The following is a 13993-nucleotide window of genomic DNA, read 5'->3' on the forward strand; positions in this document are numbered from 1 at the left end:
ATCCCTCCCGGTCGCCGAATTCGGCCGGTATCCGACACGACTGTCGCGGCGGATCACAGCCTCCTACGGACCGAATCGGGCCGCCCGTCCGCCCGGTCCGGTCGTCCGGTCTCGATGGAACAGGTAGCATTGCCCTGAATGTCCCAGCATCGGTACAAGAAGGTTCGCTCCAAATTATCGCTCGTGATAGAACCGGTGTGGCTGGGTGTCGGTGTCGCCGCTCTGTGACGGAATCCAGGGGCGAAGAATTATCCGGGTGCGGGACCGACGCATCACCTAACACCTACCAGGGAGTGATCTCACGTATGCCAGAATTCGTCAAGACCGGCGTGGAGGGGCTCGACTCGATCCTCAACGGGGGTATCATCGAGAACGCGGCCGTCCTCGTCAGCGGAAACCCCGGTACCGGAAAGAGCCTGCTCGGCCTCCAGTTCCTCTACAACGGCGTTGATATGTTCGACGAAGGCGGTATCTACCTCACCTTCGAGGAGACGAAAGACGACATCAGCCAGGCCGCCGAATCGATCGGCTTCGAGAAGTGGGACGAGTTCATCGAGGAGGGGCGTATCAAGATCTACGACAAGCGGACGCTGCTGCGGAGCGGCGACTTCTCAGACACCCTCGATACGATCCTCGACGACCTCCAGGACACCCAGTACGACCGGCTCGTGTTGGACTCGCTGACGATGTTCCAGCTCTTCTTCGAAGACGAGAAGGAACAGCGCCAGTACCTCCTGAAGTTCATCGACATCCTGAAAGACAGCGGGCTCACCTCCATTCTGACGATGGAACAGTCGGCGGTGTTCCCCGAGACCGAGATCGGCCTTGAGAACTTCCTGACCGACGGCAACATCTACCTGATCCAATCGCCTGCCGGCTCGACCTCGAACCGGTACGTCTGGGTGGCGAAGATGCGCAAGCAGGCGATCAAGAACTCGATGTTCCCCCTCGAAATCGAGGAGGGCGGGCTCAAGGTGTACGAGCAGGCCGCCGGGTTCTCGATGGTCGGCGAGTCGGCGCCGATGTTCGGTGACGGTGACGCGGGCGGCGGTGGCGGATTGGAGTAATTCGAGAACTGCTCGTTCGAAGAGAGCGTTTAGTCTGTTCAGCTGATATTCGTTTTCTCGGAATACGGCAGCGCTGCCGCTCCTCGTATCCTATTTCGAGAAAATGATGAGAATTCGTTCGTCGTCGACGCGAAGCTAGCTCTGGGTTTAGAGCTTGACGGGTTCGCCGGGGTTCTTGCCAGCGAGTTGCTGGGGCATCGTGAGGATGACCTGGGTCGTCCCACCAGTTCGGCTGGTAATCTCTAACTGGACCTGCTCACCAGTCGAGAGCCCTTCTCCAGTTTCACTAGTAGTTTCAATAGCTGACGTGTCGATCGTCACCTCGTAGCGATCAGAGGGACTGTTAAGCACTCCGAACGACCCATCGTCGTCTGTAACTTTCGACAGGGCAAACATCGTACCAGTCCCGTCTGCGTCACCGTCAGACTCGGTCGTACTTGGAGTCTTATTTGTTAGAGTTTGTACATTATCTGCGCTGAGGTATTTGATAGAGGTAGTGTTCATATCGACACTACTGGAGCCGGCAGCGAGACGCACGGTCATCGTAATGTTGGCGATATCTTCATTGTTGCCAACGGTCCCGTGCGTGTTGATCACATCGACGCGATTCGTGACCTTGTTCACACTCTCTTGACCAGCGTCCTCGGCAGTAGCTTGGAGGAAGCCAGCGGTGTTCACCAGGACGCCGGCCGCGATCGCAGCGACTAGCACCATCGCGATAAACACGATGAGCGTACCGATACCGACTTGACCGCGTTCATCTTTGTTGAATATTTCAAACATTTGTATCACCTAGAGGGGAACCGGATCGTTGTTCTGCTTGCCGGCGAGTTGCTGGGGCATCGTGAGGATGACCTGCGTCGAGCCACCGGAGCGACTCGTCAGTTCGAGTTCGACCGAGTCGCCAGTCGAGAGGCCACCGGTACCACCTTCGACGAGCGAGGTGTTGATGACGATCTCGTATCGGTCCGCCTGACTATTCAGTACGGGATACGATGCATCGTCGTCATCCTCAAGCGCATATGCCGTGAATTCGGTCGAATTCAGACCGTAAGGATCGCTTGCCGTCCACTTGGATACGTTTCCGAGATCCTTGCCACCGTTCGTCGTCGCATTCTTGTATACGAGATTTTCGGCAGTCCCTCCACTCACGTAGTTTATGGTGGAACTTTCGAGTGAGACGCTCCCGGACCCGGCGGCGAGCCGAACCGTGAGATTCAGGCTGTCAACTGCGAACCCGTCTCCGGTATCGTTAACGATTCCGTGTGTGCTTACGACGTCCATACGATTTGTGACCTTGTCGACGCTCTCTTGGCCAGCATCCTCGGCGGTAGCTTGGAGGAAGCCAGCGGTGTTCACCAGGACGCCGGCCGCGATTGCGGCGACCAGGACCATCGCGATGAACACGATGAGCGTTCCGATCCCGACCTGACCACGGTCGGTGTCGATGTTTTCGAACATAGTGTGTTGTCTCCAGTCTGGCCCCCGCGCCTCCTCCCCGGAGGTGAGGACCGTCACTCTGCCAGAATCTCGATCCATACATAATGGTATGGGGCCAGATATCAAATTTGATTCTACCTCCGTCACTCAGGCTGATCGATAATATTAGCACAAAAATGAAAATCAGTTAAACACAAATCCTCAGCGCGGTCTGTCCTGGGTTTAGAGCTTGACGGGCTCGCCGGGGCTCTTGCCAGCGAGCTGCTGGGGCATCGTGAGGATGACCTGGGTCGTCCCGCCTGTCCGGCTGGTAATCTCTAACTGGACCTGCTCGCCGGTTGAGAGCCCTTCACCATCTTCACTGCCACTTTCAATAGCTGACGTGTCGATCGTCACTTCGTAGCGGTCTGATGCGCTGTTGAGGACACCGAAGGAGTCGTCATCGTCCGCCACGTTCGTGAGGCTGAACGCGGTGCTAGTTCCGTCTCCATCGGTATCAGTTGCACCTGAAGTTTTATTTGTTAGGGTTTGTACATTATCTGCGCTGAGATATTTGATGGAGGTAGTGTTCATATCGACACTACTGGAGCCGGCAGCGAGACGCACGGTCATCGTAATGTTGGCGATATCTTCATTGGTGCCAACGGTCCCGTGCGTGTTGATCACATCGACTCGGTTCGTGACCTTGTTCACACTCTCTTGACCAGCGTCCTCAGCAGTCGCTTGGAGGAAGCCAGCAGTATTCACTAGCACGCCGGCCGCAATCGCGGCGACGAGGACCATCGCGATGAACACGATGAGCGTACCGATACCGACCTGACCGCGTTCGTCTTTGTTGAATAGTTCAAACATGTGTATCACCTAGAGGGGGACCGGATCGTTGTTCTGCTTGCCGGCGAGTTGCTGGGGCATCGTGAGGATGACCTGGGTCGAACCCCCAGAGCGGCTCGTGAGTTCCAGTTCGACCGAATCGCCAGTGGAGAGGCCACCGGTGGTTTCCTCAACTACAGATGTATTAATGACAATCTCGTACCGATCGGCTTGGCTGTTCAACACCGGGAATGATGCGTCGTTATCGTCTTCTAGCGGGTACGCGGTAAATTCGGTCGAATTGAGACCTCGCGCACTTCCTGTCTGGCTCTCGCTCACGTTGAGGAGCGTGCCATCCGGTGCAGTCTCGTTATTATAGACGAGGTTTCTGGCGGTGGACCCACTCACGTAGTTTATTGTGGAACTTTCGAGTGAGACACTCCCGGACCCGGCAGCGAGCCGAACCGTGAGATTCAGGCTGTCAACAGTTAGCTCGCTCCCGGCATCGCTAACGATTCCGTGTGTGCTTACGACGTCCATACGATTCGTGACCTTGTCGACGCTCTCTTGGCCAGCGTCCTCAGCAGTCGCTTGGAGGAAGCCAGCAGTGTTCACCAGGACGCCGGCCGCGATTGCGGCGACCAGGACCATCGCGATGAACACGATGAGCGTTCCGATCCCGACCTGACCACGGTCGGTGTCGATGTTTTCGAACATAGTGTGTTGTCTCCAGTCTGGCCCCCGCGCCTCCTCCCCGGAGGTGAGGACCGTCACTCTGCCAGAATCTCGATCCATACATAATGGTATGGTCTTAGAAATCAGATCTGATATTGGTGTCTTATCGACTGAAACGGCAGAACTGACCACTTAGATGCAGAAAACAGAACTCCTCAACAGTTCACCACCGACAATATTAGCTGCATCTCGGCCTGTAGCTACATCCGCATCAACCTCGGCCGTTCTATTGTTCCCCAACAGACGGTTGATCTCCGATATTACGCGTTGCTCTCGCCACTCACGTGGGCGAATTTACTCGCTGGAGATTTGCCGCCAGACGTCGTCGAGCTTGTTCTTCACTTCGGGTCGGTCCGTGACCTCGATGTTGAGTTCGTTCTCGTTGAACTCGATTATGATTTCGTCGACCTCCCGCCGGTAGACGTTGGTCCGTCGGTGTTCGTCCGAGAGAACGCGGTCGTGCAGTTCCAGCAGTCCCGCCCCAGTGAGTTCCTCGATCCGACGATAGCAGGTCGCGATCGGGATATCGAGCATATCGCTGAATTCCTGGGCGGAGTGGGCTTCGTCGGCAGCGCGCAGGATATCGGGATTGTACTCGTTCCCGAGCGCTGACAGCGTCCTATCGGACTCCATAGATACTCCCCTATTCTACGTGGAATTACCTCAATGTGACGGTCGGTGAAATATCGGTATTGATACTGAAAACTGACGGCGAGAGCGTCAGTATCGTTCATTTACGGGTGAGTCGTTCGTTCACGATCGGCGCGAAGGGCTCGATTCGGTTTCGCACAGCGCAAATCGAGTCTGTTCCGCCGACCGAGCTGAGTTTTACGCCTGCGATGGGCTTATTATCGCGCCGACGACACCACGAGGTATGGCCCCGGCGGACCCCACAGACGACGCGCATCCACACGCGCGTGAAGATGAGGGTGTCGTCAGGCCCGACGAACTCGACTACACCGCCTCCGAGCGGGTCGCAGAACTCGACGAGGGGCGATACGTCGTCGCGACCGACAACGACGAGACGCCCTCGGTCGACGATGGCGACGAGGAGGCGGTCGAGGACCGGGGCAGCCTCGCCCGCCAGCAGATGGCCCGTTACGTCTCCGAACAGGACGCGGACTACGGGTTCGCCCTCACCGCGGCGTTCGACGGCGAGGTCGCTCACCACGAGCACTTCTCGGACGACGTCGCGACCGCGTTCGGCGAACTGACCTCGTGGTACGTCGACCAGATCGACACCGACGCCTCGACGCGAAAGGCGCTCGCGATCCTCCTCTTGGCGTCGGACACGCAGGTCTCCTACCCCACGAAAGCGCTGGCGTCGGTGCTCAACCGACACGGCCTCAGCCTCGACGATTCGATCGCGGACCTCGTCAGCGCGCTCCGCGGCGAGGGGCTCCAGATCCCGTCGGACCCGCCCGAGGAGTGAGCCAGACCGCTCCGTTCGGCCGTCGCTCTCCCGTATCATCACTGATAATGGGGGCGATGCGTTTATACAGCGTTTCTCGGAAGGAGGGATATGGCACGCAGCGTACTGGTGGTCGACGACTCGGCGTTTATGCGGAACCTGCTGAAGCAGTTGCTGGAAGACGACCACGAGGTCGTGGGAGAAGCCGAGAACGGCGTCGAGGCGGTCGAGCTGTATCGGGAACTCGATCCCGACGTCGTCACGATGGACGTGGTGATGCCGATCCGCAACGGGATCGAAGCCACCTCCGAGATCAAGTCGATCGACCCCAACTCATCGGTGATTATGTGTACGTCCGTCGGACAGGAAGAGAAGATGCGGGAGGCCGTCGAAGCGGGCGCTGACGGCTACATCACGAAGCCGTTCCAGAAGCCCAACGTCCTCCAGGCCATCGACGACGTGGTGGGCGTCGAAGCATGAACCTCGACATCCAGTCGCTTCGCACGTTCAGCGACCTCGCGCACTCGGGCGCCGAGGAGGCGGCCGGCTCGCTCACGACGCTGACTGGGTTCGACGCGCGCGTCGCCGTCACAAAGATCGAGATGGCGACCAGAGACGACGTCGAGCGGGAGTTCCGCGAGCGCGACCTCGTCACCGTCCACATCGGCTTCTCCGGGGCGATCGCGGGCCACACGATCCTGGCGTTCGACCGCGACCGCGCGGTCGAACTCGTCGACGCGCTCGTTCCAGGGGCGTCCGACGATCCCGACAGCGAGCTCGCTACGAGCGGGCTGAAGGAACTGGGCAACATTATGCTCGGCGGGTTCATCGACGGCTGGGCGGACTTCCTCGGCGAGGGGATCGACATCACCACGCCGACCTACGTCGAACTGGACGCCAATCGCTCGCTCCAGGACGTCGTCGACGGACCCGCAGCTGGCGACGGCGGGGTCGCCGCCACGAACGGGACCGGCGGCGCCACCTCGTTCGAGACCGAACTCGACACGGGCCACGTGCTGGCGTTCCGGAACCACCTCGAGACGGTGAACGAGGAGGCGGGCTTCTACATCTACATGCTTCCCACCCACGACTCCGTCGAGACCATCGTCGACGCCGCCGGCGAGGACAACGACGCGATCCCCGTCGAGACGTTCACCTCCTTCTCCCGGATGATCACCGAAGGCGCCGGGCAGGCCTCCGAGGACCTGACCGCGATGACCGGCATCGACACCTCTGTCGACGTCAGCCGGCTGAGCTTCGTCCCGGTCGAGGGGGTACCGATGGAGCTGACAGACGAGGCCCGGCGCGGGGTCGTCCTCGAATTTATGGGGACGCCCTCCGGGTACATCGCGATCCTGTTCGACCACGACTCCGCCGAGAGCGTCGCCGACGCGCTGATGCCGGGGATGGACGCCGACCCGGCGATGCGGCAGAGCGCGATCCAGGAGATCGGCAACATCGTCACCTCCGGGTTCTTGGACGGCTGGGCGAACGCCCTGGAGACGACGATCGACATCTCGCCGCCGACCTACGTCGACGACATCGCCTCGGCGATCGTGGACCCGCTCGTGACCGAACTCGCGCGGACCCAAGACTACGCGTTCCTCATCGACTCCGCGATCGTGACGCCCGACGAGACGTTCACCTGCGACATCTACGCGCTGCCGGACGAGCGGGAACTGCGCGCGGCGTTTGACCAACTCGCGCCCGAACCCGAACCGAACTGAGGCCGCGATCCGGTCTCCCTGTGGCCCGGCCGGGCCATCTCCCTCCGAACAAATCAATGAAGGTATACACGACTGACCGATCGACCGATCGATCACGCAGCGAGCGCGTCAAGGTCGGCGTCGCCGACTACGCCGTCGCCGAGACGGGCTCGGAGCTGGTGACGAGCGGCCTCGGCTCCTGTGTCGGGATCGCGCTCGTCGACCCCGAGGCCGGCGTCGCGGGCCTCGCCCACGCGATGCTCCCCAAGGCCAGCGACGGCCGACACGAGACCGACGGCGGAAACCGCGCGTCGTCGGACGGCCCCACGCCGCCGTCCGAGACCCCGAACGAAGCGAAGTACGTCGATACGGCCGTCCGCGGCCTCCTGCGCTCGATGGTCGACGCCGGCGCCGACCGCTCGCGCGTCGAGGCCCGCGTCGCCGGCGGGAGCGCGATGTTCGATTTCGACTCCGGCGACGGCGGGATCGGCGAGCGCAACGTCGCCGCCGTCGAGGAGGTCCTCGCGGACCACGACATCCCGATCGTCGCGACCGACGTCGGGGGCGACCACGGCCGGTCGCTGTCGCTGGACGCTGCGACCGGCGCGCTGTCCGTCCGTCGGGCGCACGACGACACGCGCGTCCTCTGAACCGTTCTCGCCACTGAGTCACGGGGTCGAATCCCGCCTCCAGAAATCGAATCTGATAATTTCGCAGGTACGTTTATGAACGCGCCACGAAATCGTCGAGTGAGACCACAGCGGCGGGCGCGCCGCGACAACCCAGGCTATGACCATCGATCCCGACGACTACGACCTCCGAGAACTCAGGCGTATCGCGGACGAGCGGCGGAACGACCGCCGATCGGACGACTCCGACGACGCGGGCGGCTCCCGTTCGCGGTCCGAGGACCGCCGGCAGTCCAACGGCCGCGACTCGCTCGATCGCCCGGACCGGCGACGGCGCGATCGCCGCCGCAACGGCCACCACCGCGGTAACGGCACGGCCGACCGGCGCCGCAACGGCCGCAACGGCCGCGACGACGCCGAGCGCCGCAACGGCACCGAGGGCGACGTCTCGGTCCGGCCGCGCGAGGACGTCACGCCGCCGCGGCGCGGCGACTCCGACCACGCCGACGGCCACGACGAGGTCGTCCGGGCCGACCAGATCGCTCGGGACCTCGGCTTCGGCCGCAACGGCGAGACGCGTGATGGTCGATTCGACTACGGGCGCCGGGACCGCGGGCGTTCGAACGGCGTCTCGCGTCCACGGTCCGGTCGCGGCGACTTCGACCGCCACGACGACGTCGGGCGGTTCCAGTTCGACACCGAGATCCGCGAGCGGCCGCGCGGCCGCGCCGGCGAGGCGCTCCGCCAGAATCAGCTCGAACAGCTCCTCGTCCACGAGACGGCCGCCGCCGAGCGGCTCTCGAAACCGTATCTCACGTCCCTGCCGGACGCCTACGCGGCCGAGCGGATCGTCTTCGACTGGCTGGAGTTCCTCGTCCTCAAGGGCGGCTTCAAGCGGACGATGGACGCCATCCGGTATTACCACACCGTCGACTGGCTCACCGAAGACGTCGAGGCCGAACTCCAGGACTACCTCGTCGGGTTCTCTGGCGAGGTCACGGACACCTCCGAGTTCGACGTCGACGACCACCACCTGAGTCTCGTCTACATCGCGCGCCTCTCGTCGATGCAGTAGGGTCGACGCCCGCCGATTCTGTCATTCTCCTGACCAACAGGGTTTTTAATCCGTTGGCGCTCGGTTCCGGTATGGCCGACGAACAAGACGCGCCGTCCGAGGACGAGACGGACGACAGCGCAGCGGAGCCCGAAGGGCCGACGCCGGTAGGCGTCAAGCTCGGTAGCACACGAACCGTTCTCCAGTACGTCCGCGACGGCGAGGTCACCACCGTCCGGACGCTGACCTGCCTCGCCACGTTCGAGGACGCCCTCACGGGCGAGGAACAGGTCCTCTTCGGCGAACAGGCCGCCCAGGAGTACCCCGACAAGGTGGAGTATATGCTCCGTTCGGGCCTCCCCGAGGACGACGAGCGCGCGGAGCTCGCCGCGAAGTTCTTCAACGAGGTCGTCGCGAGCGAGGGCCTCGACGCCGACAGCGCCGTCGTCTACGCGATCCCGACGATCGACAACGAGCCCGGCCTGGAGAACCTCAACCGCGTGATCGAAGAGAGCCCCGTCGGCGACGCCCTCGTCCGGAGCTTCCCCGAGTCGCTCTGCGGCGCGATCCCGGCCTTCGGCGACGACCTGGAGGCGATCGACGAGGTCTTCGCCGCGGTCAATATGGGCTCGACGAACCTCGAAGCCTCGGCGTACCGCCACGGCGAACAGCTCTCGCCGTTCGTCTCCGGCGCGGTCACGGGCAACGAGGTCGACCGCCGGATCGCCAATGCCGTCGAGGAAGAAACCCAGGGCCGGGTCAACATCGACCTGACGACCGCCCGCGAGTACAAGGAAGAACACGCCGACTTCGACGACTTCCAGCCGTTCACGGACGTCATCCAGCAGCCCGGCGGCGGCGCCCACGAGTTCACGATCGAGCGCTCGGTGATGGAGCCGCTCTCGGACTACGTCGACGACGCCGTCGACGAGGTCGCGAACAACTTCCTCGCCCAGCTCGCGAACGACCACATGAAGCCCTACCAGCTCGCGCTCTCGAAGCCGATCGTCCTCACCGGCGGGATGGCCTGCATCCCCGGCATCGTCGACGTCTTCGAAGAGCGCCTCTCGGCCGAACTCGACCGCGACGTCGACTGCATCGCCGCCGACCGGCCGGACCTCGCGCCCGCCGAGGGCGCCCGCCGGATCGCCGAGCGGCTGATCGACTGATCGACTGATCGATAGACCGACTGACCGGCTGATCGACCACGGCTGACGCCCGGCGGACGGACTCCGTCGGTCGATTCTCACTCCCTGGCAGTCACCCAAACGACTACCCCGCGGGTCGGCGTACCCTCGCGTATGTACGAACGCATCCTCGTTCCGACCGACGGCAGCGACTGCGCCGACTACGCGGTCGAGCACGCGATCGACATCGCCGAGCAGTACGGCGCCGAGCTCCACGTCCTCTCGGTCGTCGACTCCCGCGACGTGAGCCACAGCGCACCCGCGATCAGCCCCCAGCAGGTCGAAGAGACGCTCCGCGAGCGCGCGGAGTCCGTCGTCGAGGCCATCGCCGACCGCGCCGCCGACGCCGGCGTCGAGGCGGTCACCGTTGTCGAACCCGGCATCCCGGACGATGTCGTCGTCGACTACGCCGTCGACAACGACTGCGACCTGATCGTGATGGGGACTCACGGTCGGACCGGCCTGGAGCGGTACCTCCTCGGGAGCGTCACCGAGCGGACGGTCCGCCGTTCCGCGGTCCCGGTGCTCACCGTCCGCGCGAGCGACGAGTAGCGCGGCGTCGGGGTCGCGTCGCTCGATGAGCGGCCGCGGCGCCCCGAGGGCGATATATATACGCCCCGAGGTCTATCTCGGGGTATGGAGCTCCGTCGCCTCCTGCGCGGGCGCGTCGAGTGGTCCCGCCTGGAGGAGGTCGCCCGCGAGATCCGCGACCGCTACGGCCGCGAGGAGGTCCGCGTGCGGTTTCTCGACGCCGACAACTGGCTGTCGACGCCGATGGTCGTCGACGACCGATGGTTCGTGAAGGTCATCTCCCAGCAGAACTCCATCGTCCACGCGCTCTTCACCACGGGTCGGAACCTCGGGGCGTTCTCCTCGGGGACGGAGGGCTTCTTCGAGCACTTCGCGACCCCGGTCGAGATGGCCCGCCACGAACTCGAAGCGACGGAGCGGATGCGCGAGGTCGGCCTCAACGCCCCCGAGCCGGTCGAGGCCTTCGAGGTCGACGGCCTCGGCGTCCTGGTGCTCGAATACCTCCCCGACTTCCGGACGCTCGACGAACTCGACGAGGAGGCGGAGGCCGATCTCGCGCCGGCGCTCTTCGAGGCGCTCGCGACGATGCACGACCACGAGCTCCTCCACGGCGACCTCCGGGCGGAGAACGTCCTCATATTGGACGGCGAGATCTACTTCATCGACGCCACGAACGTCCGCGAGGAGGGCGCGCCCGACGCCAAGGCCTACGACCTGGCGTGCGCCCTCGGCGCGCTCGAACCGCTGATCGGCGGCAAGCGCACCGTCGACGCCGCGGAGTCGGCCTTCTCGACCGAAGACCTCCTCGCCGCCGCGCGCTTTCTGGACTTCGTCAACATCCGGCCCGACCACGACTTCGACGCCGCCGTCCTGAAAGGCGAGATCGACAAACGCGCGTCGTCGCCGTAGCGGTCGCTCCGGCCGGTCGAAGTCGAAGTCGAATGGATTGGCGTGGCCGGAGCGCGGAAGGGAGGTGGCGGGAGTGGGCGCACAGTCTCCCTCTCCGGGAGGAGGGAGCTGAACGCGTGGCCACAGCGGACCCCGAACACTGTGGCGGATGCGGCGGGTGTGTGCCGACTTCGACGAGAAAAGCGTCGGTCGTCGGCGATGGGAGATAGCGCGGCGACGTCAATAAACCCACCGGGATGGGCCGACGCTCCGAGCCGCCCTCACGCGTCGCGATTGGCCTCACGCGTCGGCTTCGACCGCCCGGCGAAGCGCGCGTTCGAGGTTCTCCAGTTCGGCGTCGAGGTTGCGCTTGAAGAAGCCCTCGACGCCGGGGACGCGGCCGTCGACGACGAACTCGTTGACGAGCTTCGTGCCGCCCTCCGTGGGCTCGATCGTGTGCTCGCCGGTCACGCGCAGCACCGAGGACTTCCCGACGAACTTGACGTACTTCGGGGGGTCGCGGGTGACGTCTTCGGTCTCGACCCTCGCGGTCGAGTTCACGAGCGGGATCGGGAGCCGGACGTGCCACGTCGCGGTTCCGGCGTCCGGGTCGACCTCGTAGCGCTCGACGACGCTTATCGCGTCCGCTCGCTTGCTGGGGTCGGCGATGAAGTCCCACACGGCCTCGGGATCGGCGTCGAACTCGAAGACCCGCCGGACGCGTACCGTCATACACGCTCCTCGGCGGCGGAGACAAAAAAGGCCCTGAATCGCGGCGGTTTCACCCGTTGTCAGCTCTGGGTGACGCGCCACGTCGTCGAGCGGGCCCGGCCCCACTTTTCGATCTCGACGTCGTCGGACTTCTCCGCGAGCCGCGGGAGGCGAGCGCCGACCTGCTTGGCCGAGAGGCCGATGGCGTCGGCGATGTTCTTCGCGCGGAAGTAGCGCTCACCGGCGGCGACGCTCTCGCGGAGGTAGGCGACGATCCGTCGCTCCTCTTCGGTGAAGTCGCTCATCTCGCCCCCTCTAGGGACGGTCCGGTCTTAAGCTTCTCGTCCGTTCGGACGCTCGCCGGCGCTCACCCGAAGAGGTGCGTCGCCGAGACCGCCAGCGACGCGGCGACGACGGCGACGGCGAACCCGACGGCCGCGAGCAGCTGCGCCCCGGTCAGCCCCGCGGCGAACATCCCGGCGACGCCGAACAGGGCGACGATAGAAAAGAGGACGGTCAGGCCGAATCCCTTGTCCGTGGTAGCGGAAGCAGTCTCCATACTGCGTGGGTCGACCGGTCGCGACTTAGTTCATACGACTCCGGCCGCCGCCCCCGCGGGCGGCCTCTCCGACAGCATCTTTAGGGCCGGTCCGCTCCGGAGAGACGATGCCATCGCTCCTGGTCTTCGGCCGGCTCCGGACCGTCGTCGGCGCGCTGCTCGTCGTGGCGCTCCTCGTCGGCGGCGCGTTCGCGGCCGGAGTCGTGGGCGTCCCCTCCGTCGCGGGCGTCGAGAACCGCTTCGGCCCCGTGAACGAGACGACCACGGTCGTCGAGACCGACCTCGTCGTGTCGAATCCGAATCCGATCGGCGTCTCGCTCGGCGGCCTCACCGTCGACTACGACGTGCGCCTGAACGACGTCTCGCTGGCCAGCGGCGTCAAGGAGGGGCTCCAGGTCGGCACCGGCAACACCACCGTCCCGTTCCGGACGGCCGCGCGGAACGAGCGGATCCCGCCGTGGTGGGTCTCACACGTCCGCAACGGCGAGCGGACGACCGTGACTGTCGATACCACGGTGGAGTCGTCGACGCTCGGCAGCACGGTCGACCCGCCGAACGTCACCCGGCAGGTGGAGACGGACCTGCTCTCGCAGTTCAACTCCTCGGAGACCAGGCCCGTGAACGCGAACCGGCCCTTCGTCTCGGATCCGGTCCTCTACGTGAACGAGACGCGCGCGCAGTGGGGGACCGTCACCGACGCCGAGACGCCGATGCGGCTGGACTTCGTCGTCTACAACCCCAAGCCGTACCCGATCGGCGTCTCCCAGCTCGGCTACGACATCACGATGAACGACGTCGCCGTCGGCAACGGCACGACCGACTCCGAGTACGTGATCCCCCCGAAGTCGTCGCGGACCGTCGAGGCGACGGTGTCGATCCGCAACGACCGGATCGACGAGTGGTGGGTGACCCACCTCGAACGGAATCAGGTGACGGACCTCAGGATCGAGTTCGCCGCGCGCCTGGAGTTGTCGACCACGGCGATTCGGGTCCCGCTGGACTCGCTGACCTACACGCGGACGATCGAGACCGACATCTTCGGCACGAAACCGACGGGCGAGAACGGGACGGCGACGTCGGAGACCGCGACCGCGACGCTATCCGAGGGGACGAGTGACGACGCGGCGACCGAGACCGCGTCGCCGACGCCGACCGCCGCGCCGACGCCCGATTCGACCGAGACGGCGACTCCGAGTCCGACCGCGACGAGCGGCGATTCGGGGACTACGACGACCGACGGCGGGCTGATCGAGATCGGGTAGGTA

Annotated in this window: 18 protein-coding genes; 10 read left to right on the plus strand and 8 right to left on the minus strand. The window is 64.2% G+C overall.

The features are described from left to right. The first annotated feature begins 305 nt into the window (after positions 1-305). Positions 306-1067: an RAD55 family ATPase gene (locus OS889_RS06125; RefSeq protein ID WP_372388230.1), complete on the plus strand. Its 762-nt coding sequence runs from the start codon at positions 306-308 to the stop codon at positions 1065-1067. Positions 1068-1214: 147 nt separating this feature from the next. Here the strand turns inward: OS889_RS06125 and OS889_RS06130 are convergent, their stop codons facing one another. The 5 genes from OS889_RS06130 to OS889_RS06150 all read right to left on the minus strand — a co-directional run bounded on the left by OS889_RS06130 (position 1215) and on the right by OS889_RS06150 (position 4685). Further along, positions 1215-1850 (minus strand): flagellin, encoded by a 636-nt coding sequence (locus tag OS889_RS06130; protein WP_372388232.1) that lies wholly within the window; start codon positions 1848-1850, stop codon positions 1215-1217. A 9-nt stretch (positions 1851-1859) separates the two neighbouring features. Beyond that, positions 1860-2528: a flagellin gene (locus OS889_RS06135; protein WP_372391568.1), complete on the minus strand. Its 669-nt coding sequence runs from the start codon at positions 2526-2528 to the stop codon at positions 1860-1862. Between the two features lie 201 nt (positions 2529-2729). Continuing rightward, positions 2730-3359 (minus strand): flagellin, encoded by a 630-nt coding sequence (locus tag OS889_RS06140; protein WP_372388234.1) that lies wholly within the window; start codon positions 3357-3359, stop codon positions 2730-2732. Positions 3360-3368: 9 nt separating this feature from the next. Beyond that, entirely contained in the window at positions 3369-4034 is a 666-nt protein-coding gene (locus tag OS889_RS06145; RefSeq protein ID WP_372388236.1) for a flagellin, read from the minus strand. A 312-nt stretch (positions 4035-4346) separates the two neighbouring features. Continuing rightward, positions 4347-4685, minus strand: a complete 339-nt coding sequence (locus OS889_RS06150; RefSeq protein ID WP_372388237.1) for an ArsR/SmtB family transcription factor — start codon at positions 4683-4685, stop codon at positions 4347-4349. A gap of 241 nt (positions 4686-4926) precedes the next feature. Between OS889_RS06150 and OS889_RS06155 the strand changes: the two genes are divergently transcribed. From OS889_RS06155 to OS889_RS06190, 8 genes are all read left to right on the plus strand, one after another. Further along, positions 4927-5484 (plus strand): DUF7500 family protein, encoded by a 558-nt coding sequence (locus OS889_RS06155; RefSeq protein WP_372388239.1) that lies wholly within the window; start codon positions 4927-4929, stop codon positions 5482-5484. Positions 5485-5574: 90 nt separating this feature from the next. Next, positions 5575-5943: a chemotaxis protein CheY gene (gene cheY / locus OS889_RS06160; protein WP_372388241.1), complete on the plus strand. Its 369-nt coding sequence runs from the start codon at positions 5575-5577 to the stop codon at positions 5941-5943. Next, positions 5940-7190, plus strand: coding sequence for a chemotaxis protein CheC (locus tag OS889_RS06165; RefSeq protein ID WP_372388243.1), 1251 nt, complete (start codon positions 5940-5942; stop codon positions 7188-7190). The genes cheY and OS889_RS06165 overlap by 4 nt, the downstream gene beginning before the upstream one ends. Before the next feature lie 56 nt (positions 7191-7246). Beyond that, entirely contained in the window at positions 7247-7819 is a 573-nt protein-coding gene (locus tag OS889_RS06170; protein ID WP_372388244.1) for a chemotaxis protein CheD, read from the plus strand. Positions 7820-8336: 517 nt separating this feature from the next. After that, on the plus strand, positions 8337-8873 hold the full coding sequence (locus tag OS889_RS06175) for a FlaD/FlaE family flagellar protein (protein WP_372391570.1): 537 nt from the start codon (positions 8337-8339) through the stop codon (positions 8871-8873). 71 nt (positions 8874-8944) lie between these two features. Beyond that, complete coding sequence (locus OS889_RS06180) at positions 8945-10021, plus strand: actin-like salactin (protein WP_372388246.1); 1077 nt, start codon at positions 8945-8947, stop codon at positions 10019-10021. Between the two features lie 132 nt (positions 10022-10153). Then, positions 10154-10591, plus strand: a complete 438-nt coding sequence (locus OS889_RS06185; protein ID WP_372388247.1) for a universal stress protein — start codon at positions 10154-10156, stop codon at positions 10589-10591. An 84-nt stretch (positions 10592-10675) separates the two neighbouring features. Further along, positions 10676-11479 carry an RIO1 family regulatory kinase/ATPase domain-containing protein gene (locus tag OS889_RS06190; RefSeq protein ID WP_372388249.1) on the plus strand — a complete coding sequence of 268 codons (804 nt, stop codon included), beginning with the start codon at positions 10676-10678 and terminating at the stop codon, positions 11477-11479. Between the two features lie 279 nt (positions 11480-11758). On the opposite strand, the gene OS889_RS06195 is transcribed toward OS889_RS06190, so the two are convergent. The 3 genes from OS889_RS06195 to OS889_RS06205 all read right to left on the minus strand — a co-directional run bounded on the left by OS889_RS06195 (position 11759) and on the right by OS889_RS06205 (position 12728). Then, on the minus strand, positions 11759-12190 hold the full coding sequence (locus tag OS889_RS06195) for an SRPBCC family protein (protein ID WP_372388251.1): 432 nt from the start codon (positions 12188-12190) through the stop codon (positions 11759-11761). Between the two features lie 59 nt (positions 12191-12249). Continuing rightward, positions 12250-12474 carry a DUF7123 family protein gene (locus tag OS889_RS06200; RefSeq protein ID WP_372388253.1) on the minus strand — a complete coding sequence of 75 codons (225 nt, stop codon included), beginning with the start codon at positions 12472-12474 and terminating at the stop codon, positions 12250-12252. Positions 12475-12536: 62 nt separating this feature from the next. After that, positions 12537-12728 carry a DUF7525 family protein gene (locus OS889_RS06205; protein WP_372388255.1) on the minus strand — a complete coding sequence of 64 codons (192 nt, stop codon included), beginning with the start codon at positions 12726-12728 and terminating at the stop codon, positions 12537-12539. 107 nt (positions 12729-12835) lie between these two features. Between OS889_RS06205 and OS889_RS06210 the strand changes: the two genes are divergently transcribed. Next, on the plus strand, positions 12836-13990 hold the full coding sequence (locus OS889_RS06210; protein ID WP_372388257.1) for an LEA/WHy family protein: 1155 nt from the start codon (positions 12836-12838) through the stop codon (positions 13988-13990). Positions 13991-13993 lie beyond the last annotated feature (3 nt).

The organism is Halobellus sp. MBLA0158, from assembly GCF_041477585.1.
GTDB lineage: Archaea > Halobacteriota > Halobacteria > Halobacteriales > Haloferacaceae > Haloquadratum > Haloquadratum rubicundus.